This is a genomic window from Demequina sp. NBRC 110054 (assembly GCF_002090115.1).
In the GTDB taxonomy this organism is placed as follows: domain Bacteria; phylum Actinomycetota; class Actinomycetes; order Actinomycetales; family Demequinaceae; genus Demequina.
Map to the genome: position 1 here is coordinate 772,003 of NZ_BBRK01000004.1, position 20,902 is coordinate 792,904.

A 20,902-nucleotide genomic window follows, 5' to 3' on the forward strand; every position below is an offset into this window, starting at 1 on the left:
CAGGTATGACTCGGCAGCCCGGCCCCACTTGGCTGCCCACGCTGACTCGGCGGCCCCATCGGCGGACTGGTCCGACGCGACCGGCATCCTCGGCGGCTTCGACGTGCGCCGCGTGAGGATCCTCGCCGGCCACGCGGACATCTGCTGACACCACGCGGCCTCTCGGCACGGCATGTCCGTCGAGACCCACCGATCCTTGAGGTGGTGCCGTGTCAGCGAGCGCCCGGCGCCGGGCAACACAGCGACGCCCGCCTCACCCCTGGGGCAAGGCGGGCGTGGCGGCGGGATGGCTACGACGCCGCGAGCTTCTCCGCGGCGGCGACGATGCCGTCGGCGTCGGTCGCACCGGCGAGCACCTCGACGCTGCCGTCGTCGTCGATCATGACGAGCGCGGGCTGGTACGAGACCCCGAAGTTGGCCCACAGCGACCCGTCCTCGTCGAACAGGTGCGGGAATGCCCCGAGCTCGTACGTCTCGACGAACTCCTCCGCGTCCACGAGAGCCGACTTGCCCGGCAGGCCGTACAGCGCCACGCCCTCGGGCAGGCGCGGGGCCGCGTCCGCGACCGCGGGCGCCTCGGCCTGGCACGTGGGGCACCACGACGCCCACACCCAGATCAGGGTGTCCTGACCCGCGAGGCTCGCACCGTCGAACTCCTCTCCGTCGGCGAGGGTCGTCGCCGTGAACCGGAGCTGCTCGGGCACCTCGACGTCCTCGCCGGACGCCATGGCCTCGCCGGTCTCGTCGGACATCGCGTCATCTGCATCGTCCGACTCCATGGAGTCCTCCGAGTCCATGGAGTCGTGACTGCCGGAGGAGGATTCCATCGCCGTCTCCTCGGAGGACCCGGCCTCCGTGGTGGCGGGGGCACAGGCCGCGAGCGCGAGCAGGGCGGCACCGAGGACGGGGACAGGGAGGGCGCGCAGAGTCTTCATGCGTGCAGTTCGGAGCCGACGCGCGAGCGGATGGGTGGCCTTGTCGCGCGAATCCGAAGACCCGCCGCCGCCTGGCTTCCGCGCGCGGAGGCCAGGCGGACACGCACAGGGGCCGGGACGGCGGTCGCCGTCCCGGCCCCTGTGAAGGTGCGCGTCATACGCACGCATCGTCGCAACGTCGATACGTGGCTACCGCAGCACCCCCTGGAAGCCGAAGGTGAACGTGAGCTCACCCTCGGGCACCCGGTACTCGGGGTGCGTCATGGCGCCCCATGAGTCGTCGCCTGCCGCGCCGCGTCGCATGAGCGCGGGACGCAGAATCGTCCGGTGGATCGGCGGCAGCTCGTTCGGATGACGCGCGTTCTGCACCTCGAACGGCGTCCACGGCAGCGCCGACAGCTCCATGCCCGTCGGGCAGTCGAGCCTCACGCCGAATCCCTTGGCGTCGAGCACCTCTGCCCACCGCACGCCGGTGTGGTTGCCCGACTCCTGGGGACGCATGTACGGCGTGAGCTGGTCGCGCACGTCGGCGCTGTAGATGCCGAGCCGCGCGCCGCCCCTGCGATCGACATAGCTCTCCGCGGGCCCCTCGCCGTACCAGGTGAGACGACGCAGGTCCGCATCGACGGTCATGAGCACGCCGAACTCCGGCACGTCCGGCAGGCCCTCGCCCGGCCGCACCGTCGTCGTCACGGACACATGCCCGTCCCCGTCGACCGTGTAGGACAGGTCGACCTCGCTCGGTGGCACGGTCGGCAGCTCGTAGCCGAACTGCACCTCGACGGCCGACTCGTGCCGGACGACCTTGGGCTTCTCGAAGCCCTTGCGCGACTTGCGGTTGCGGCTCGCGAGCTCCCACTGGCCGTCGCGGAACGGCATGCCCCAGCCGCGCTCATTGGAGGTGGGCGCATGCCAGAAGCTCGGATACGGCACGTCGCGCAGCAGCTCGCGGCCCCCGTCAATGGTCCGCCCGTAGCGGTAGGACACGAGGTACCCGTAGAGCCGCGAGAACGTGATCGAGAAGTGCGAGCCATGGACCCCGATGTTGTGAGTGCTCTCGACGACCCGAGGGGCGGGCGCCGGGGACGATGCGGGGGCGGCCGTCGGTTCGACCGTCACCACCTCCTGCTCCCAGCCGACCTCATAGCCCGCGGGCGCCCAGTCCGTCGCCGCCTTGAGGCGGTACGACACGTCGATCGTGTACTCGCCGGCGCGCTCGGGGACGACGAACGGCACCGGGTAGGTGCGCTGCTCGCCCGCCGGGACGTCGACGTCGAGCACGACCTCGCGCAGCACCTTGCCCACGCGCGTGAGGGTCACGACGACGTCGAGGTCGCTCAGGTCGGTGAAGAGCCGCCTGTTGTCGATCTCGATCGTCCCCTCGGAGATGCGCGTCCGGAACGGCTGGTAGAGGTAGCGCACCTCCTGATACGCCGGGGTCGGCGTGCGGTCCGAGAACACGATGCCGTTGGCGCTGAACTCGGCGTCGTGCGGCGCCTCGAGGCAGTCGCCTCCATAGCCCTTGAACGGCACGTCGTACCTGTCGGTCAGCGGCAGGGTCTGGTCCACGAAGTCCCAGATGAAGCCGCCCTGGAACAGGGGCTCCCTGTCCGCGAGGTCGAGGTACTTGTCGACGGCGCCGAACGAGTTGCCCATCGAGTGGGCGTACTCGCATAGCAGGAACGGCTTGTCGCGGTGCTCCTTCAGGTGCGCCTCGATGGTCGCCGCGGGCGTGTACATCTGGCTCGTGATGTCGGTGGTCTCCGGGTATCGGGGATCCCAGTGCACGCCCTCGTAGTGGACGGGCCTCGTGGGGTCCGTCGACCGGAACCAGTCGCTGAGGTCGCGCAGCACCGAGCCGCCGTACGACTCGTTGCCGAGCGACCAGATGATCACGCTTGGGTGGTTCTTGTCCCGCTCGAGCATGCTCGTGGCGCGATCGAGCAGCGCGGCGCGCCACTCGTCGCGGTCGCCGGGAAGCGCCTGCTCGACCGTGAGCTCGCCCGCCACGACCTTGTCCCACATCGCGTGGGTCTCGAGGTTCATCTCATCGATCACGTACAGGCCGTAGCGGTCGCACAGCTCGTAGAAGACCGACTGGTTCGGGTAGTGGCTCGTGCGGACCGCATTGATGCCGGCCCGCTTGATGATCCGGATGTCCTCCTCGATCTCGGCGGCGGTCATCGCGCGCCCGCGCGCTCCGAACTCGTGGCGGTTGGTGCCGTGGAAGACGATGCGCTTGCCGTTGACCCGGATGATCGCGTCGGCGATCTCGACCCGGCGCAGCCCGATGAGCTGTGGCACCACCTCGGCCACCTCGCCATCGCCGTCGAGCACCTCGATGAGCACCTCGTAGCGGTGCGGGTCCTCGCCGCTCCACAGGCGAGGAGAGTCCACGTGCGCGACGAGGCGCCCCTGACCCGCATCGTCCATCGGTCCGACGCCCACGAGCGTCGCGCGCACGCTGCCCTCGCCGACCAGCGCGACGTCGACGGTGATCTCCGCGCTCAAGAAGTCCTCGGCGAGCTCGGTCGACACCTTGACATCCTCCGCGTGGACCGCGGGGCGACGGTTCAGGACCACATCGCGGAAGAGGCCGTGAAAGCGGTAGAAGTCCTGGTCCTCGAGCCACGATGCGGCGGTCCACCGGAACACCTGCGCGGCGAGCCGGTTCACGCCGTCGCGCACATGCGGCGTCAGATCGAACTCGGACGGCGTGAAGGTGTCCGTCGCCCAGCCGACGTACGCGCCGTTGAGCCAGACCGCGATGCCGCTCTCCGCGCCGTGGAAGGTGACGGAGAGGTTCTCTCCCTGCGCGAGCGGCGAGTCGAGCGTGAAGTCCTTCACGTAGCTCGCTACGGGATTCCAGTCCTTCGGCACCTGGCCAGGCTCGAGGTCCTCGAGACCGTCCCACGGGTACTGCACGTTGGCGTACTGCGGTCGGTCGTATCCGTGCATCTGCACGTGCGCGGGCACGGGGATGTCGTCCCACCCGTCGACATCCGCTTCGGGGCTCTGGAACCCCGCGAGCGTCATCGACGGGTTCTTGGCGTGATGGAACTTCCACAGCCCGTTGAGGCACTGCGTGAACGAGCTCTCGCCCGTCGCTGCCTCGTCCGCCGTGGCGTACCAGTGATGATCCGAGTGCGCCGCGAGGCGGTGCTCGGACACGTACTCCGGATCGGTGATCCGGGAGATGTCGAAGGTCACTTGACCACTCCTGTGAATCCGGCCACGAAGGACCGCTGAAGGACGAAGAAGATCACGATCGTCGGCAGCGAGGCGATGAGCACCGCGAGCATGAGCGCTCCATAGTCGATCACGTAGCCGCCCGTGAAGTTCGAGATGAGCATGGGCATGGTCTGGTAATCGCTGTTGACCAGGATCACCTTGGGCCACAGGAAGTTGTTCCACGCCGCCATGAAGGTGATGACCGCAGCCGCCGCGTACGTGGGCTTCATGGTCGGGATGAACATCGTCACGAAGATCCTCAGCTCGCCCAGCCCGTCGATGCGCGCCGCCTCGATGATCTCGTGGGGGAAGCTGCGCGCCGACTGTCTGAACAGCAGGATGAGCAGGGGGGTCGCGATCACCGGGAGCACGACGGCCCACGCGGAGTTCACCATGCCGAAGTCAGCGAACAGCTGGAACAGCGGGATCATCGTGGCCGCGAAGGGGATCATCATCGCGAGCATGAGGACCCACATGAGGCGGTCCTTGTTCGGCGAGTGATAGACCTCGAAGCCGTAGCCGGCGATCGAGCTCACCACGAGCGCGAGCACCGTCGTGAGGACCGCGTTGACCGTCGAGTGGTACATCGCAGCGCCCACGTCCTGGAACTCGACCAGCGCCTTCCAGTTCTCGATCAGGTTGGTCCCGGGGAGCATGGTCGAGGCGAGCACATCCTGGCTCGTGTTCGTCGCCGACACCACCATGAAGTACAGCGGACCGATCGACAGCAGGGCCACGATCGTCAGGAAGACGTACTTGGGCGTCTCGCGGAGCGCCACCTTCGCCTTAGTCACGCTTGTCACCGACCTTCATCTGGATGGCAGCGAGGATCGCGACCATGATGAGGATCACGTAGGACAGCGCCGCGCCGTAGCCGAAGTTGGGGTTGTTCACGAACGACACCTCGTACAGGTAGTGAGACATCGTCATCGACGTGTTCGCGGGTCCGCCCCTGGTCAGGTTGAAGGACTCATCGAAGAGCTGCAGGGTGCCGTTGGTGGACATGATCACCGTGAGCAGGATCATGGGCTTGAGCTGGGGCACCGTGACGGAGAAGAAGGTCCTAATCGTGCCGGCTCCATCCATCTTGGCCGCCTCGATCGTGGTCGGGTCGATGTTCTGGAGACCCGCGAGGTAGAAGATCATGTTGTAGCCGGTCCACCGCCACAGCAGGCCCAGGATGATGACCATCCGTGCCGTGGTCGGGTCGCCCAGCCAGTTCACCGGGGAGTCGATGAAGCCAAGCGCGAGCAGCCAGTCGTTCACAAGACCGTCGTTCGAGAAGATCGTGCGGAACACGAGCGAGTACGACACGAGCGAGATCGCGGCGGGCAGGAAGATCGCAGTCCTCCAGAATCCCTTGAACTTGAGCCTCGGGTTGTTGAGGATGTTCGCGAGGACCAGGGCCGTGACCAGCATGATCGGCACCTGGATGGCCAGGTAGAGCAGCGTGTTCTGCATGGTGAGCTTGAAGATCTCGTCCTCAAGCATGCGGCTGTAGTTGAAGTACAGCGGGTCGGCGAAGTCGAGCGCGGAGCCGCGTCCGGTCTTGAACGACAGGATGAGCGCCTGGAACATCGGCCAGAACATCATCACGCCGATGAGCACCGCGGCTGGCAGCAGGAACATCCAACCCGTGAGGCTCCTGCGGCGGGCAGCGGGCGAGAGCTTGCGCTTCTCGACGCGCTTCTTGGACTTCGACTTCTTCTCAGGGCGGTCCGGGGCAACCACCGGGGTCATCATCGACACAGATCTCTCCCTTGTCGGTACGGGAGGGGGCCGGACAGCCGGCCCCCTCCCTTCTCCGAGGTGATGAGGGCTGGGGTCAGCTCATCGCGAACTCGACGGTGGACTGCGCCTCGCCGAGCGCCGTCGCGGCGTCGGTGCCGCCCATGATCTGCGTGATCGCGACGCCGACGGCGTCACGGGCCTCGTAGTAGTAGGCGCCGGTGTTGTTGGTCGGAACGCCTGCTCCGAACTCGATCACATCGGCGTAGATGGCCTGGCCGCCGTAGAAGTCCTGCGGCTCCTGGTAGACGTCGGAGTCACCCGCGGGGATCCAGTTCGCGACCGCACCCGCACTCGGGAGGATCGTGTCGTAGAGCTCGGTCGAGCCCGCGAAGGTCGACGCGAGGAAGTCCGCGGCGAGCTCGTAGTCGGCGTTCGAGCTGATCGCCCACGAGGATCCGCCGTTCGCGGAGTAGTGGGTGGCACCGTCGACCCCGTCGACGCTCGGCAGGTTCGTGACGCCCCACAGGCCGGCCTGGTCCTCAGCGGTCTGCAGCGAGCCGGAGATCCACACACCGTTGATGGTGCTGGCGACCTGACCATTCACGAGGGTCGCGATGTACTCGTCCCACGAGTTCACCTCGAGGTAGATGCCCTTCTCCACCATCTCCGAGTAGAGGTCGATCGAGGTCTCGAGCGCCGCGTTGTCGGTGATGGTCGGGTTGCCCTCGTCGTCGAAGAGGCTCTGGCCCGCGGACTGGAGCATCATGAGGATCGTGTCGGGCTCGCCCGCGATGCCGGACAGCATCGGGTAGCCGGTCTTGTCGAGGATGTCCTCGCCCATGGTGATGTACTCGTCCCACGTGACGTCCGTGAAGTCGTCCAGCGTGTAGCCGGCCTCCTCGAGGATGTCGGTGCGCATCGCGTTGATCGCGGTGCCCGCGTCGAACGGCACACCGTAGTTGGCCCCGTCGACCGTCGAGTAGCCGGTGACGCCCTCGGGGAAGTCACTGAAGCTCACGCCCGAGTCGGTGAGGTCGGAGAAGAGGTCCGGGTAGTTGATGACGTTCTTCTGGAACGCGTTGTTCTGCATCAGGAAGATGTCAGGGAGCTGGTCGAACTCCTGCGACTGCGCGAGGGTCGTGAGCTTGGTCTGAAGGTCCTCCCACGTGACCTCCTGGATGTCGAGGACGAAGTCCGGGTTCTCCTCCTGGTAGACCTTCTCGGCCTCCTCCATCGAGTAGATGTTGAACGCCGGGTCCCACGCCCACACGGTCAGCGTGTTGCCGCCGCTGCTGCCCGAGTCGCCGCTCGCGTCGCCGCTCGCGTCACCGTCGTCTCCGCCGCTCGAGCACGCGGCCAGTCCGATCGCCAAGACCGCGCCTGCCGCGGTCGCTGCACCTGCACGAAGCACTCTCATGTTCGTCCGCCTTCTCCATTGAAGTCGTTCAGTTCCCGGTACTGCGAGCGAACCCCTTTGAACGCCCTCCGGATCCCATCCCGTCGCCGTCGCACCGAGCCGACACCGTGATCGACCTTTCCCTTCGACCTCGTCGTCGATCGGCACCCCTGCGGCGGAATGTTAAGGTCAACATAACCGAGATCTGTCCGACACCCAAGGTCAACGTCGGTCACATTTCGGTAAAGGTCCCCTTTCCAGGCGGGCGAAGGGGCGAGTCGATGGCAACGTCAACATTGCGAGCGGTGAAGGGGTTATTGTGAGCAGCGTGGCGGTCAACGGAGAACGCAACGGACGCAAGAAGGGCCCGTCCCTTCTCGATGTCGCGCGCCTCGCAGGCGTGTCAGGACAGACCGTGTCGCGCGTCTCCAACCAGCCTGAAGCCGTCAAGCCCGAGACCCGCGAGCGCGTCCTGCGCGCCATGGACCAGCTCGGCTACGCGCCCAACCGCGCCGCCCGCGCACTGCGCCACGGCAGCTATGGCAGCATCGGACTGCTCGCGCGCCAGTTCGACCGCACGGGAGAGAGCGCCATCACCGACGCGGTGCTGCGCGCCGCAGCGCTGCGCGACCTGAGCGTGACGCTCATGAGCCTCCACGCGGTGCCTCACGACGACTGGGAGGCCGCCGCGCGTCGCATGCGCCACCAGACGGTGGACGGCCTCATCCTGCTGCGCTCGGAGGGCTACTCGACCGCGCGGCTCGCCCTCCCGCCCGGCCTGCCCATGGTCGCGAGCGACTCGCGCGTCCGGGGACTGCACCCGTGCGTGGTGAGCGATGAGGTGGATGGTGTGCGGAAGGCGGTCGACCACCTGCTCGCACTTGGCCACCGCACCGTGCACCACCTCGCGGGGCCGGAGGCCTCGCAGCCCGCCCGGCTACGCCTGCATGGCTGGCGCACGCGGCTCGAGGAGGCGGGCATCACGCCGGTCGAGCCCCACCACGGCGACTGGACTCCCGAGTCGGGATACCGGATCGGCCGGATCCTCGCGGCGCAGGACGACGTGACCGCCGTGCTGTGCGGCAACGACGAGATGGCTTTCGGGCTCATGAAGGCGCTGCGCGAGGCCGGGAAGGACGTACCCGGCGACGTCTCCGTGATCGGCTTCGACGGCATCGCGCTCGGGGAGTTCGCCGCGCCGGCGCTCACGACCATCCGTCAGGACTTCGCGCGGCTGGGGACGGAGCTGCTCAACGCCCTGCTCGCGCTCATCGAGGACGCCAGGCACCCCGGTGCGACCAACCTCCTCGTCCCCACCGAGCTGGTCCTCCGCGGCTCGACCGCGCCGCCGCGCGCCTAGCTCTCGATCCGCTCCGCCACGGCGAGGATCGCCTGCTCGGGCCACAGGTTCGGCGGCTGCAGCCCCACGGTCGCGAGCGCCGCTCCCGTCGTGATCGCTCCCTCGTCGTACCAGCGCGGTCCGCGCGCCTGGACCGTGCGAGCGCCGCCGAACTCCTGTGCGCGCACGCGGTAGCGCGCCTCGGGATCCAGGCCGGGGAGCCGGAAGGACGCGGGCCGCGTGCTGCCCGAGGTCGCGAGCTGCACGTACGCGAAGACCGCCGTACCGCGGTCCTGCGCGACGACACCGTGCACCAGCGCCCCGGGGTCGGGGTGCTCGACTCTGACGACGCGACCCGCGTGCAGCACCCCGCGGTGACGCCGGTAGAAGGCGGTCCAGGCAGCGAGCGCCTCGACCTCCTCCTCGCTCGCCTCGAGCAGGTTCCACTCGATGCCGGCGTGGCCGAACAGCGCGGTGATCGCCCGCAGCTGCAGACTGTGGACGCGCCCCGTCCCGTGGGAGGGGCTCGGGCCGATGTGGGTGCCGAGCATCTCGGGAGGGATCACGAGCCCGGTCCAGCGCTGGATGCCCTGGCGTTCGAGCGCGTCGTTCTGGTCCGAGGTCCAGAACCGATCGGCATGGAACGCCATGCCGAGATCGACGCGACCGCCGCCCGACGCGCACGACTCGATCTCGAGCCGCGGGCTGCGGCGGCGCAGCTCGTCGAACAGCGCGTAGATCGCGTGGGTCTGGGCGCGGACGGCGGGATGGCCTTCATGCGCGGGATCCGTGAGGAAGCGGTTGTGATCCCACTTGATGTAGTCGACCTCGTACTCGGCGACGATCGCATGCACGCGCTCGAGGATGTGTGCGAACGCGTCCGGGTGGGTGAGGTCGAGAACCCACTGGTTCCGGGCGAGCGGCGGCATGCGGCCGGGCACGTGAAGCACCCAGTCGGGGTGCGCACGGAAGAGCTCGGAGTCCTCGTTGAGCATCTCGCCCTCGAACCACAGACCGAACTGCATGCCGCGCGATCGGACCGCATCGACCAGGGGTCCGAGCCCATCAGGCCACGCGTCCTCCGAGACGACCCAGTCTCCGAGGCCCGAGGTGTCATCCCTGCGTGAGCCGAACCACCCGTCGTCCAGGACGAAGCGCTCGACGCCCACCACCGCCGCGCGCTCGGCGAGGCGCGTGAGCGTGTCGAGCGAGTGGTCGAAGTACACGGCCTCCCACACGTTGAGCGTCACGGGACGATCGCTGCCCCGGTGCCCCGGCCGCGCACGCAGCCACGCGTGCGAACGCGCCCCCATGCCGTCGAGGCCGTCGGCGGCGTACAGCGCGGCGATCGTCGGGGCGCGGTAGCTCTCGCCCGGTGCGAGCTCGACCTCACCCGGCTCGAGGAGCTCGCCCGCACCGAGCGCGCCCCTCCCGGCGGTGTCCCGCTCGGCGAGGTAGGCCGTGCCGCCGCTCCACAGCGGCGCGAGGGCCCACACCTCACCGGTCTCGGTCGTGGTGGTCGGGGTGAGGGCGCACTGGACGATGCTCGCGTCGTGGCCGGTTCGCCCCTCGCGCCCCTCGCGCACGCGCAGTCCTGGGGCGAAGGGCAGGCGGTTCGGCTGGCGCTCGAGCAGCCACCGCCCGGAGAAGTCGAGCAGCTCGGTGGCGCGGTCCGGCACCGGGAGCCACGTGGCGAGGCCGTCGAGGCTGTAGGAGCCATCGCCCGTGTTGGAGAGCTCAGATCCGAGCAGGAGGACTCCCTGCGGCGTCATGGTGACGGTCATGCTCAGCGCGAGTCCCGCGGACTCGTCGGCGAGCCGGATCGTCGCGCTGTCGCCGTCGACCTCACATGACTGCACCGCGAAGAGCGGCGAGAAGTCTCGGCCGGAGCGGTGTCCGCGCAGTGCCGGACGGCCGCGGAAGCCCCGAGCGGACTCGCGCAGCATCCCCGGCTCGACGGGCTCGTTCAGGTCGCAGTGAGGGCGGCTCGCGTCGGCGAGCACCCGGAGCTCGTCCGTGCTGCAGCCGCCGAGCGGGGCGCCCCAGTGGAGCACCACGGGGTAGCCGTCGGCGAGGTCGAGGCACAGCTCCACTCCCGCCGCCTGCATGCGCAGGCAGCCGTGCGCGTCCACAACAGTGGTGCGGACTCCATCGTCCATGGGTTCCTCCTCGAGGCGACCTTCTCCAGGCGGCCTTCTCTACTCGACCCGGCCGAATGTCTCCGGGTCGGGACCGAAGCGCTCGCCGCGGTCCAGGGCGGCAATAGCGGCCATGTCCTCGATGTCGAGCGCGAAGTCGAAGACATCGATGTTGGAGACGATGCGGGCAGGCGTCACCGACTTCGGGATGACGACGTTGCCGAGCTGCACGTGCCAGCGGATCACGACCTGCGCGGCAGTCTTCCCGTGCTTAGCGGCTATCGCCTCGATCGCGGGGTCGGTGAGGACTCGGCTCTGACCGAGGGGGCTCCACGCCTCGGTGAGCGCACCGTGCGCCGCATTGACGCCGCGCATGGCCTCCTGCTGCAGGTAGGGATGCACCTCGATCTGATTGAGCACGGGCGCCTCGCCTGTCTCCTCGATCAGGCGCTCGAGAGTCGCGGGGGTGAAGTTCGAGACGCCGATCGCGCGCACGAGACCCTCCTCGCGCAGCTCGATCATGGCCTTCCAGGTGTCCACGTAGCGGTCGGCCTTGGCGACGGGCCAGTGGATGAGCAGCAGGTCCACGTAGTCGAGGCCGAGGCGCTCGAGGCTCGTCCGCGCGGCCTCCTTCGTGGACGCGAAGCCCTGGGCACGGTTCCAGACCTTGGTCGTCACGAACACGTCCTCGCGCGGCAGGCCGGCGTCGCGCAGACCCGCCCCGACGCCCTCCTCGTTCTCGTAGATCGCGGCGGTGTCGATGTGACGGTAGCCGGCGGCGAGCGCCTCACGGACCGCCGTCGTCGCCTCCTCCTGGCTCGCCTTCCACACGCCGAGGCCGACCTGAGGGATCGTGCCTCCGTCGTGGAACGAGACGGTGGGGCTGAGGGCGGTCATGCGGGCTCCCTTCGACCGACGCGGCGCCGGTGCTTCGCGACAAGTCAACCACGCGCGCGCGGGGGGGACGAAAAGGGCCGGGGACGGCTCTCGCCACCCCCGGCCCTGTGTCGTCAACCGCGTGGTTCCAGCCGTATGGCTGAGTGGTCGGATCAGCCGGTGACGCCGGCGATCTCGTTCATCTCGACGCCGACCTCGACGGACTTCCACAGCTCGCCCTCGACGTAGTCGACGATGTGGACCTCGCCGGTCGCGGGCTCGGTCACGTACGCCATGCCTGCGAGCACCTCGACGGCCGGGTGAGCAGTCTGCCACTCGACCGGCACCTCCCACTCGTCGACGACGGGGATCGCGGATACGACGTCGCCGGTCGCCTCGTCGAGGACGCGCAGCGTGCCATCCGTGCCGAGCACGAGGATCTCGCCGTCGTCGCCGCGGCGGATGTCGCGCCACGTGTACTCCGCGTCGGCGCCGTCGAACGGGTCGACGACGGTGCGCGTCTCATTGGCGGTGTCGAGGAGGACGATCTCGCTCAGGTTGATGCCGCCCTCGGGGTCGGTCTTGAGGTCGCCGACCACGATGTTCGAGCCCTCCGAGGAGTACAGGTTGCCGGTGCGGGCGTAGTCCTCGCCCGCGGTGAAGTAGTGGACGTGGTCGCCGTGGAACACGACCGCGCCGTTCTCGCAGCCGACCATGAGCAGGTCCTCGCCCTCCGCGTTCGTGAAGGCGGTCTCGCCGTGCACGCCCGGGCACTGGTCGGTCGACGCGATGACCTCGTCGTCCTCATCGAGCAGCATCGCGCCCGTGCGACCGTCCTCGTTGCCGATGGTGACGAGCAGCTCGCCCTCCTCGGTCAGCACGGCCACGCCGTGGTGCGCCTCCTCGGCGTCGTACTCGCGGACCACGTCGAGGTGCCCCTCCTCGACCATGTGGGTCCAGTCCGAGGTGTAGAACGCCGACACGTGGCCCGTGCCGTCGTCGAACAGGATGCTGTAGCCGTCGTGCACGACCACGTGACCCGGCGTCTCGGCCTCGACCATGAGGTCGGTGAGGCTGATCTCGCCCGTGTAGTAGTGGTAGTGGTCCCCGTGGGCCTGCGACCACGTGCCTGCATCGAGAATCTGGAAGCCGCCGGTCGTGGAGACCGCGACGTGGCGACCGTCGCCGAGCGAGTTGAGGCGATTGAAACCGTCGAGCGCGATGTCGGCCTCGACCTCGAGAGAGTTCGCGTCCACGACGACGATGCCGCCGTCGTAGGTCATGACGAGGCGCGGGGTCGCAGACGCCTGCTCGGTCGAGCCGGACTCCGACTCCTCCTCGTCGTGGTCATGACCGTCCTCGTCGTGCTCCTCGGCGGAGGCCGTGGCCGACGCCTCGGGCTCCGCGTCTGCGGTCGCGCAGGCGGTGAGGCCGAGCGCGAGCACTGCGCCGAGGGCGGCGTACCGGGCTGGGCGGGACAGGGTGCGTGACATGGGAGTTCCTCGCCCCTGCGCGCAGGGGCTTGCCTTTCACTTCGGTGGGTTCCTTGCGCCGACGGACCGGCGCGTCATCCGCGGGCGCGTCGTCGGGCTGCCTGATGAACTGCGACGAGCCTAACCTAGTTGGGAATGATTTTCAAAACCATTTGCAACTAGCGTGCGGAACCCCCGAGGGAAAGGCGCTACTCGACCGGCACCGCCGGCTGCTGCTGGGTGATGCAGTGGATCCCGCCGCCGCGCGCGAACAGCGGCCGCGCGTCGACCAGCACGATCTCCCGCCCGGGGTACTCGGCGGCCAGGATCTCCTTCGCGACCGCATCGTGCGGATCGTCGAACGCACACAGGATGACCGCACCGTTGACCACGAAGTGGTTGATATACGAGTAGTCGACCCAGCCTTCGTCATCCCGCAGCACCGTCGGCGCAGGCATCGACACGACCTCAAGCGGCCGACCCGCCGCATCGGTCGCGGCCTCGAGCGTCTCGCGGATGAGCCTGCTCACCTCGAAGTCCGGGTGCTCCGGATCCTGCTGATCGTGCAGCAGCACCCTTCCCGGCCTCGTGAAGCACGCGACGATGTCCACGTGTCCGCGCGTGCCGAAGCGCTCCGCGTCGCGCGTGAGCCCGCGAGGCAGCCAGATCACCTTCCGGGCGCCGACGGTCTGGGCCAGCTCCTCCTCGACCTCCGCCTCGGTGAGACCCGGATTGCGTCCCGGGTCGAGCTGCACCGTGCGGGTGACAAGGAACGTGCCCTCGCCGTCCGTGTGGATGCCCCCGCCCTCGTTGACCAGGGGCGAGTCGATCAGGGTCGCGCCGGACGCCGAGGTCGCGATCAGGCTTGCGTGCGCGTCGTTGTCCCACGTCGCCCAGTCCTGCGCGCCCCACCCGTTGAAATCCCAGTTCACGGCGCCGAGCGCATCCTCCTGTCCCCACACGAACGTGGGCCCGATGTCGCGGTACCAGCCGTCGTCCAGGTCCCCCTCGACCACGTCGACCTCGGGCGCGAGATACTCGGCGGCGACGTCCTTGAGATGCGCGGGCACGATCATCGTGACGGGCTCGAAGCGCACGATCGCGTTCGCGACCGCCGCCCAGGTGGCCCATGCCTCGTCCGATCTCTCCCCGAGCGTGTACTCCGCCGACGGCCACGCCATCCAGGCACGCTCGTGCGGCTCCCACTCGGCCGGCATCGTCCAGGTCATGCGTTCCCTCCCAGGTACGTAGGCGCGGCGCGCGGCGGCAGCACACGCTCGACCGCGCCCGCGAGGCTCAGCAGGCGCGCGTCGTCCCACGCGCGGCCCGCGATCGTGAGACCCACGGGCATGTGTGTGTCCTCCATGACCCCCATCGGCACGGTGACCGTGGGGATGCCGAGGTGACGGATCGCGAGGTTGCCGTTGGCCACCCACACGCCGTTGCGCCACGCCGCGGTCGCGGACACGGGGTCGACGTCCGCGTCGGCAGGGCCGACGTCGGCCATGGCGGGGAACACGACGGCATCCAGACGATGCTCATCCATCCAGTCCTCGAGGAGGACCTGGCGCGCGCGCTCGAGGCCCCGAAGCCCCTCCTCGAGGAAGGGCACGTCTCGCCACGGGGTCACGCCCTCGCGCGCGCGTCGCACGTAGTCGCCCAGGTCGAATGCGTCGTCCGCGTAGCGTGCGGGCAGGGTCAGCGAGCCGTAGCGGTCCGGCAGCGCACCCTCGGGCGCGGGGAAGATCTGATCCGGGTCGGCGTCGGCCAGAGCGTCGAGTCCCGGCTGGCCGTTCGCCGCGAGGAAGTCGTCCCACGCGGCGATCGACAGGTCCCACAGCTCGCGCTCGAAGAACTCCACGGGAACCCAGCCCTCCTCCACGAGTGCGCCCGCCTCATAGCGCTCGACCGCCGGGAAGTCCGTCTCGACCACCTCGGCGCCCGCCGCCTCGAGCATCGTCCTGGCGCGCTCCCACAGCGCGGTCACCGAGTCCCGGGTGCGGATCGGGTGCTCCTGCTCGGGGGCGCCGTTGACGTACATGCGGGGCACCGCGATCCGCACACCCTCGAGGCTCGCGTTCGGCACCATGCTGTCCTCGCTCGCCTTGAGCTCCTCGGGTGAGGGCATCGGCACCCACGGCTGCATGCGCCACAGGTCCCCCCTGGAGTCCGGGTCGTACGCGATGAGGAGCTGCACGAGCTCGTGCATGTCGGCGACCGTGCGGGTGTGGGGCACGACGACGTCCATGGTCGGCACGAGCGGCCAGTTGCCGCGTACCGAGATGATCCCGCGCGAGGGCGTGTACGCGACGAGCGCGTTGCACGAGGCGGGAGCCCTGCCGCTCGACCAGGTCTCCTCCCCCAGCCCGAACGTCGCCATGCTCGCCGCGGTCGCAGTGCCCGAGCCGTTCGACGAGCCTGACCCGAACGCCGAGGTGAGGTACTCGCGGTTGTAGGGGCTCTCGGCGCGCCCGTAGAGGCCGCGCTGCATCCCGCCGTTGGCCATCGGCGGCATGGTCGTCTTGCCCAGGTGGATCGCCCCGGCCTGACGCAGGCGCTCGATCGTGAAGGCGTCGCGCGTCGCGACGAGGTCCCTGAACGCGGGCGAGCCTGAGGCGCACGTGAGTCCCGCGACCGCGTACGAGTCCTTCGCGGTGAAGCAGATCCCGTCGAGGGGCCCGAGGGCGCCCCCGAGCGCGCGGCGGTCATCCGACGCGCGCGCCTGGTCGAGCGCCGTCGGATCGGGCACACAGATCGCGTGCAGGCCGTCGGGTCCGGCGTCGAGGCGAGCGATGCGCTCGAGGTAGGCCTCGACGAGCTCGACCGCCGTGACCTCGCCCGACTCGAGTGCGGCGCGCACGTCGGCGATGGATGCCTCCACGACGTCGAAAGCCATCTGTCACGACCTCTCACTGCGCCCACGACGGGGCATGGTTGCGGGGGTGAGCACCTACCGGAGTGAGCACAGGCTAGCCGGTCGGGACCGCGCCCACGTGTTCGACCCGGTTCGTGGCGTGACCCGGGCTCGTGGCCCCCGGCCGGGTCGGGGACGGGGGCGCTTGCTCCGCCAGCGGCAGCACGGGCTCCTGCGGCGCCTCGACCTGAGCGAGGAACGGGTTGCGGGTCGCCTGCCAGGCGTATCCCGCGCTGTCGCGCACGCACTCGGGGCACCAGTGCCCCGCGGTGAGGATCAGCCGCGGGCTCGCCTCGAAGTCGTGCCCGAACGCGCACCGCCACTGGAGTCGAGCCGTTGGGGTGCCGACGCGCACCAGCGGCGTCATGAGCTCGCCTCCGCGGAAGCGAGCGGCGCCCGCGAGGTCGTCCCGCGTCCACTCCCTGGGGTGCTTCGACTCGTCGTAGCCGTGGTCGAGCGACGTCGGCGTGCGCGAGGGCGTCGGCGGCACGAAGGCGTCCCAGCCGCCGATGTGCAGCCACTCGTCGAGCGACCCGAAGTGCGCCTCCACCTCCGCCATCCGCCGGTGGGTGATCGCGTGCATCGTGCCGCGCCTCTCGTGCGCGATCCGCTGCATCACGTAGCGCTTGACGATCCAGGGCGGGACGCTCCCCGCGCGCCGGATCCGGGCCGGCGCATCCCCCACCGCGTCGCGCAGCCGGTCGTCGAAGACGTCTCGCCGGAAGGGGATCAGGTCGTGCAGCGCGTCGCTGTCGGTGAACCAGTGCCCGTGGAAGTTACGCGTCGCGAACCAGTGCCGCTCGTACCAGGCGCGCACGTCGCGCACGCCCATCGCCTCCGCGAGCGCCGTCTGGAACTGCCAGTTCGTGAGCCGCCACGCCTCCCCTCCTCCGACGTTGAACACGCGACCCCACACTTCAGAGGGGACGTCGCGCGCGGCGAGCCCCACGAGCAGTCGCGCCGCGTCGTCATCCGACACCCACTCCATGACCTCGTGCAGAGGGACATGCGTGAGGATCGGATCGCGCACGCCGAGGAGGCCCTCGTGGAAGATGCCGGTCTGCCTCAGCCACACCCAGCGTGGCAGGCCGGACTCGATCAGCAGCCGCTCGGCCTCGACCTTCGTCTGGCCGTAGGCATCGAGCTGGGACACCCGGACCGGATCCCCGATACGCCCCCAGTGGTGCGGGGGCTGCCTGTCGCCGGTCTCCGCCACCGAGCCTACGCCGACGATGGCGACCGCCGACGGATCCGGGAGCGCCTGCACCGCCGCGATGAGGTGGCGCATGCTGCCGACGTTGACGCGGTGCGCGCGAGCGGGGTGCTCATCCGCGACCGGGGAGACGACGCCACCGACGTGCAGGATCACGTCCACGCCGTCGATCGCACGGGAGACGTCGGCGAGCCGCGTGAGGTCGCCCTTGTAGATCTCGAGATGAGGGAGGTCCGCGAACTCCTCGAGCACCACGTGCTCCTCGGCGCCGGTCAGGGCGAGCACGCGGACGTACAGGTCGTCGGCGTCGCGCAGCGCCCGCAACGTCGCGCGACCCCAGTTGCCCGTCGCGCCCGTGAGCAGGACACGACGCGTGGCCGCCGTCATGGCTCGCCTCCCGTCTCAGGTGGACGAGGCGTCCTCCACTTCCACGGTAGACCCGGAGCGGCCCGGTGGCGACCTACATCTGCGGGGCCATGTCCGCGAAGTGCGCGTAGTCCTTCTTGAACGCCACGGCGATCGTGTCGGTGGGTCCCGCACGGTGCTTGGCGACGATGAAGTCGGCCTCGCCTGGGCGGTTGTCGCGGTCGTACGCGTCCTCACGGTGCAGCAGGATCACGATGTCCGCGTCCTGCTCGATCGCGCCCGACTCACGCATGTCCGACAGCATGGGCTTCTTGTCTCCGCGCTGCTCGGAGCCACGGTTCAGCTGCGAGATCGCAATGACGGGGACCTCGATCTCCTTCGCGAGCAGCTTGAGCGCACGGGAGAACTCGGAGACCTCCTGCTGACGCGACTCGACCTTGCGCCCCGAGCTCATCAGCTGGAGGTAGTCGAGCACCACGAGTCCGAGGTTGTGCTGCTGCTTGAGGCGGCGGCACTTCGCGCGGATCTCCATGAGGGTCATGTTGGGCGAGTCGTCGATGAACAGCGGTGCGGAGGACACGCGCGCCGAGGCGCGGGCCAGCCGGTCCCAGTCGCTCGGCCCGAGCGGACCCTTGTTGAGCTGCGTCAGCTTGACCTTGCCCTCGGTGGAGAGCATGCGCTTCGTGATCTCCTCCTTGCTCATCTCGAGCGAGAAGATGACGGAGGCGATGTTGTGGTGGATCGACGCGGAGCGGGCGATGTCGAGGCCGAGCGTGGACTTTCCGATCGCGGGTCGCGCGGCGATGACGACCATCTGGCCCGCCTGCAGGCCGCCGGTGAGCTCATCGAGGTCACGGAAGCCGGTGGGGACCCCGCGCATCGAGCCGTCGTGGTTCGACGACTGCTCGATCTGGCCGAGCGTCGACTCGAGGATGTCGCCGATCGGCAGGTAGTCGTCGGAGTTCCTGCGCTCGGTGACGGCGAAGATCTCGGCCTGCGCGCCGTCGACGACGAGGTCGACCTCGCCACCGTCGCCGTCGTAGCCCATGTTGGCGATGCGCGTGCCCGCCTCGACGAGGCGCCGGAGGATCGACTGCTCGCGGACGAGGCGCGCGTAGTAGCCGGCCGAGGCTGCCGACGGCACCGTCGCGATGAGGGTGTGGAGGTACTCCGCTCCCCCGATCCGCGAGAGCTGCTGGGTGCGCTGGAGCTCCGCGCCGACGGTGAGCGCGTCGACCGGGTCGCCGCCGTTGTAGAGCTTGGTCGCGATGTCGAAGATGAGCTCGTGCGCAGGCTTGTAGAAGTCGTCCGAGCGCACCATCTCGATGACGTCGGCCATCGCGTCCTTGGACAGCAGCATCGCTCCGAGCACCGACTGCTCGGCCTCGAGGTTCTGCGGTGGCAGACGCTCGAACGAGGTAGGCCTCTCGTACGACGACTCCAGCTCGTCGATCGACACCTGGCACCTTCCTCTCACGATGTGACGGTCCCGCGGCGCCTCCCCCGCGGGCGCCACGACTCCACTGTCTCGCGGAGGTCTGACAACGGACGTTAGGCGGCTCGCGCGCCGGTATCAAACTCGGGATCCGCGCGTCGACACGGAAACGTGGACAACTCGTCAATGGTCTGGGGATTGCCTGGGGACTACTCGGGTAGGTCCGTGTTGAAGACTGCGGGGACAACTGTGGATAGCGCTGTGAGTTTCGTCAACACTGGGGTGAATTCCCTATGTCTACCAGGGATATCGCGAATTCCACCACTGTGGAGAAGTCAGGGGAGGAACTTCTCGGCGTGTCGCGCCTCGGCGTGTCGCCACACCTGACGATCAGATATGAGAATGTCCTGGAACCCGTCCGTTTCATCCTTTTCTCACTCTTGACTTGGACACCCGAGGTTCGATAAGACCGACCGGCCGCGCCCCTGACGAGCAAGCCCGAGGACGACACCGGCCAGAACGCCCGTCCCTTCCCCACGCACGCGCCCCTCCCAGGACGCACGAAGGCCCGGCCCCCATGAGGGGACCGGGCCCGCGTGGATGGACCCGAGGGTCCGAGCGTTACTTCGCGGCGACGACCTTCACGGCGACGGTCGCGGAGACCTCGTCGTGAAGCGACACCGTGGCGGTGTACTCGCCGAGCGCCTTGATCGGCTGCGCGAGGTGGATGCGACGCTTGTCGACCTTCGCGCGGTCGCCGATGGCGGACGCGATGTCTCCGGGCGTCACGGCGCCGAAGAGGCGACCGGACTCGCCGGCCTTCGCCTCGACGACGACCTCGGCGGACTGCAGGGCGTCGCGGGCCGCCTGGGCGCCCTCGATGCTCTGGATCTCCTTGGCGCGGCGCGCCTTGCGGAGGCCCTCGATCTGCTTCTCAGCACCGGCCGACCACGGGGTGGCCAGCTTGCGGGGCATGAGGAAGTTGCGAGCGTAGCCGTCCTTGACGTCGACGACGTCGCCGGCGATGCCGAGACCGTGCACCTCGTGGGTGAGGATGACCTTAGCCATGTCTACCCCCGATCAGCGGCCGGAGCCGGCGTAGGGAAGGAGCGCCATCTCGCGCGCGACCTTGACGGCACGGGCGATCTCACGCTGCTCCTGGACGGTGACACCGGTCACGCGACGCGAGCGGATCTTGCCGCGGTCGGAGATGAACTTGCGCAGCAGCGCGGTGTCCTTGTAGTCGATCTTCTGAACCTTGGCCGCCTTGAGGGGGTTGACCTTCTTGCGCGGCTTGCGGATGTCGTTCTTAGCCATTTCTTGATTCCTGGGTGTTTAGAAGGGGGGCTCGTCCGACGCCGGGGCCGTGGCCCACGGGTCGTTGTTGGAACCACCGGCCGGAGCCTGCGAGTAGCCGCCACCGCCGCCGGAGAATCCTCCGCCGCCGTTGCCGCCGCCGCCACGCGCGTTGCGCGTGACCTTGGCCGACGCGTAACGGAGCGAGGGGCCGACCTCGTCGACCTGGATCTCGTTGACGGTGCGCTTCTCGCCGTTGGCCTCCCACGAGCGCGACACCAGGCGGCCCGTCACGATGACGCGCATGCCCTTGGTCAGCGACTCGGCCACGTTCTCCGCGGCCTCGCGCCACAGGGAGCAGCGCATGAACAGGGTCTCCCCGTCCTTCCACTCGTTCGACTGACGGTCGAACTGACGCGGGGTGGACGCCACCGTGAAGTTCACCACCGCGGCGCCGGACTGGATGAATCGCAGCTCGGGGTCGCCGGTGAGGTTTCCTACGACGGTGATCTGGGTGTCGCCTGCCATGAATAGCTCCCTAGGGGTCGCTTGCTGTGGGT

At 68.9% G+C, this 20,902-nt stretch carries 16 protein-coding genes; 1 reads left to right on the forward strand and 15 read right to left on the reverse strand.

Features of this window, described 5'->3' with window-relative positions:
* Positions 1–290: 290 nt before the first annotated feature.
* The 5 genes from B7K23_RS03545 to B7K23_RS03565 form a co-directional block, all read right to left on the reverse strand.
* A complete protein-coding gene (locus tag B7K23_RS03545) occupies positions 291–935 on the reverse strand; it encodes a redoxin domain-containing protein (RefSeq protein ID WP_159451299.1) in 645 nt (214 codons plus the stop codon).
* Between the two features lie 189 nt (positions 936–1,124).
* Complete coding sequence (locus B7K23_RS03550; protein WP_084125026.1) at positions 1,125–4,145, reverse strand: glycoside hydrolase family 2 TIM barrel-domain containing protein; 3,021 nt, start codon at positions 4,143–4,145, stop codon at positions 1,125–1,127.
* On the reverse strand, positions 4,142–4,960 hold the full coding sequence (locus tag B7K23_RS03555; protein WP_234996407.1) for a carbohydrate ABC transporter permease: 819 nt from the start codon (positions 4,958–4,960) through the stop codon (positions 4,142–4,144). Before B7K23_RS03555 ends, B7K23_RS03550 begins: the two co-directional genes overlap by 4 nt.
* Positions 4,953–5,909 carry a carbohydrate ABC transporter permease gene (locus B7K23_RS03560; RefSeq protein ID WP_084126113.1) on the reverse strand — a complete coding sequence of 319 codons (957 nt, stop codon included), beginning with the start codon at positions 5,907–5,909 and terminating at the stop codon, positions 4,953–4,955. Before B7K23_RS03560 ends, B7K23_RS03555 begins: the two co-directional genes overlap by 8 nt.
* Positions 5,910–5,991: 82 nt before the next feature.
* Complete coding sequence (locus B7K23_RS03565; RefSeq protein ID WP_084125027.1) at positions 5,992–7,314, reverse strand: ABC transporter substrate-binding protein; 1,323 nt, start codon at positions 7,312–7,314, stop codon at positions 5,992–5,994.
* Positions 7,315–7,621: 307 nt separating this feature from the next.
* Here B7K23_RS03565 and B7K23_RS03570 point away from each other — a divergent pair, with 307 nt between their 5' ends.
* Entirely contained in the window at positions 7,622–8,653 is a 1,032-nt protein-coding gene (locus B7K23_RS03570) for a LacI family DNA-binding transcriptional regulator (protein WP_143338065.1), read from the forward strand.
* On the opposite strand, the gene B7K23_RS03575 is transcribed toward B7K23_RS03570, so the two are convergent.
* The 10 genes from B7K23_RS03575 to B7K23_RS03620 all read right to left on the reverse strand — a co-directional run bounded on the left by B7K23_RS03575 (position 8,650) and on the right by B7K23_RS03620 (position 20,870).
* Positions 8,650–10,791, reverse strand: coding sequence for an alpha-galactosidase (locus B7K23_RS03575; protein ID WP_084125029.1), 2,142 nt, complete (start codon positions 10,789–10,791; stop codon positions 8,650–8,652). The genes B7K23_RS03570 and B7K23_RS03575 overlap by 4 nt on opposite strands.
* 39 nt (positions 10,792–10,830) lie before the next feature.
* On the reverse strand, positions 10,831–11,667 hold the full coding sequence (locus tag B7K23_RS03580) for an aldo/keto reductase (protein ID WP_084125030.1): 837 nt from the start codon (positions 11,665–11,667) through the stop codon (positions 10,831–10,833).
* 152 nt (positions 11,668–11,819) lie between these two features.
* Positions 11,820–13,139: a hypothetical protein gene (locus B7K23_RS03585; RefSeq protein ID WP_084125031.1), complete on the reverse strand. Its 1,320-nt coding sequence runs from the start codon at positions 13,137–13,139 to the stop codon at positions 11,820–11,822.
* 188 nt (positions 13,140–13,327) lie between these two features.
* Positions 13,328–14,347, reverse strand: a complete 1,020-nt coding sequence (locus tag B7K23_RS03590; RefSeq protein ID WP_084125032.1) for an agmatine/peptidylarginine deiminase — start codon at positions 14,345–14,347, stop codon at positions 13,328–13,330.
* Positions 14,344–16,014, reverse strand: coding sequence for an amidase (locus B7K23_RS03595; RefSeq protein ID WP_084125033.1), 1,671 nt, complete (start codon positions 16,012–16,014; stop codon positions 14,344–14,346). Before B7K23_RS03595 ends, B7K23_RS03590 begins: the two co-directional genes overlap by 4 nt.
* A gap of 73 nt (positions 16,015–16,087) precedes the next feature.
* Positions 16,088–17,632: an NAD(P)-dependent oxidoreductase gene (locus tag B7K23_RS03600; RefSeq protein ID WP_084125034.1), complete on the reverse strand. Its 1,545-nt coding sequence runs from the start codon at positions 17,630–17,632 to the stop codon at positions 16,088–16,090.
* Between the two features lie 73 nt (positions 17,633–17,705).
* Complete coding sequence (gene dnaB, locus B7K23_RS03605) at positions 17,706–19,070, reverse strand: replicative DNA helicase (RefSeq protein WP_084125035.1); 1,365 nt, start codon at positions 19,068–19,070, stop codon at positions 17,706–17,708.
* 597 nt (positions 19,071–19,667) lie between these two features.
* Positions 19,668–20,114 (reverse strand): 50S ribosomal protein L9, encoded by a 447-nt coding sequence (gene rplI / locus B7K23_RS03610; RefSeq protein ID WP_084125036.1) that lies wholly within the window; start codon positions 20,112–20,114, stop codon positions 19,668–19,670.
* A gap of 12 nt (positions 20,115–20,126) precedes the next feature.
* Positions 20,127–20,363 carry a 30S ribosomal protein S18 gene (rpsR, locus tag B7K23_RS03615; protein ID WP_084125037.1) on the reverse strand — a complete coding sequence of 79 codons (237 nt, stop codon included), beginning with the start codon at positions 20,361–20,363 and terminating at the stop codon, positions 20,127–20,129.
* A gap of 18 nt (positions 20,364–20,381) precedes the next feature.
* Positions 20,382–20,870, reverse strand: coding sequence for a single-stranded DNA-binding protein (locus B7K23_RS03620; protein WP_084125038.1), 489 nt, complete (start codon positions 20,868–20,870; stop codon positions 20,382–20,384).
* Positions 20,871–20,902: the final 32 nt, after the last annotated feature.